The sequence below is a fragment of the Caulobacter sp. genome, assembly GCF_017744445.1.
Lineage (GTDB): Bacteria > Pseudomonadota > Alphaproteobacteria > Caulobacterales > Caulobacteraceae > Caulobacter.
Genome location: NZ_JAGIBH010000036.1, coordinates 1 through 1,669 on the forward strand (window position 1 = coordinate 1; position 1,669 = coordinate 1,669).

1 pseudogene is annotated in these 1,669 nt (G+C 73.6%); it reads right to left on the bottom strand.

Features of this window, described 5'->3' with window-relative positions:
- Positions 1-1,669, bottom strand: a pseudogene (locus tag J7528_RS23325) (hypothetical protein); the annotation flags it as partial.

The following is a 1,669-nucleotide window of genomic DNA, read 5'->3' on the forward strand; positions in this document are numbered from 1 at the left end:
GGCCGACCGTGGTGATCGTCCCCTCGCCGCCCGTGCCGCCGCCCCCGCCGATGCTCTGGGCCATGATCCCGTGCGACAGGCGGCCCGAGGTGTAGATCGCGCCGTTGTTGGTGACCGTGACCACGCCGCCGTCGCCGGCCGAACCGCCCGTGCCGCCGATGCTGATGCCCCAGTCCGGCTCGCTGAACGAGTCGATCAGCTCCTTCGTGGAGGTGAGGTTGCCCACCACCTTCATCGTGTCCGACAGGCCCTTGCTGTAGGAATAGGTGTCGTCGCCGTCGTAATCGGTGGCGCCGCCCGTGCCGCCGCCGCCGCCCACGCTCTGGGCGAAGACGCCGCGTGACAGCGCCCCTTCGGTGACGATCGTGCCGTTGTTGGTCACGCGGACCTCGCCGCCGTCGCCGGCCACGCCGCCCTGGCCGCCGATGCTGACCTGGCCGGCCAGGCCCGAACCGCCGTCGCCGCCGCCGCCGCCCACGCTCTGGGCGAACACGCCGTGCGAGTCGTTGCCCTTGGTCCAGATCAAGCCGCTGTTGACCACCTTGACCAGGAAGCCGTCGCCGCCGCCCGCGCCCGAACCGCCGATGGCGATCTGGCCACCCTTGGCCTCGCCCTTGTTAGCCATGTCGAGGAAGGTGACGACCTCTTCGCCCTGGGTCGAGATCAGGCCGCCACGACCGCCGCCGCCGCCCACCGACTGGGCGAACACGCCGTGCGAGTCGCCGCCTTCGGTCAGGATCTGGCCGCTGTTGTCGACCCACACCTCGCCGCCGTCGCCGGCCGCGCCGCCCTGGCCGCCGATCGAGACGTTGACCGAGGTCGCCTTGGACGTGCCCGCCGCCTTCTTGGAGAAGCTCAGCGAGAAGCCGCGGGCGTCGCCGCCCGAGCCGCCGCCGCCGCCCACCGACTGGGCGACGATGCCGCTGGAATTGCCGCCGACCGTGCTCAGCGAGCCGCTGTTCTTGACGTCGACCAGCTTGCCGTCGCCGGCCGCGCCGCCCGTGCCGCCCAGGGCGATGGCGTAGGTGCCGTTCTGGCCCTGGCCGAAGCTGCCGGACGCCGCCGTGGCCACCCCCGCGTCGCCGCCGCCGCCGCCGACGCTCTGGGCGTAGATGGCGTTGGCCTGGGACTCGCCCGTCGTCGCCACCACGCCGGTGTTGGTGACCCGGACGACGCCGCCGTCGTTGCCCGTGCCGCCGGCGCCGCCCAGGGCGACCGAGATGTTGTTGCTCTTGGAGCCCAGGCTGACCGTGCCGGCGCCGCCGGCCATGTAGTCGGACCACTGGTTCTCGTCGATGCCGGCCATGCCGCCGTGGCCGCCGCCGCCGCCGATGCTCTCGGCGAAGATGCCGTGCGACTGCTCGCCGTGGGTGACCACCACGCCGCTGTTGACGACGGTGACGTCGCCGCCGATCGAGCCCGTCGCGCCCGCCCCGCCGATGTTCATGGCCAGGTTGGTCGACTCGCCGCCCGAGACCGCCAGGGCCCCGGCCGCGCCGCCGGCCCCGCCGCCGCCGCCCACGCTCTGGGCGAAGATGGCCGTGGCGTCGTCGCCTTCGGTGACCACCAGGTCCGTCGAGGTGACCTTGACGTCGCCGCCCTTGCCGCCGCCGCCGCCCGAGCCGCCCAGGCCGATCGAGACGTTCTTGGACTTGGCGCCGCCCAGGGC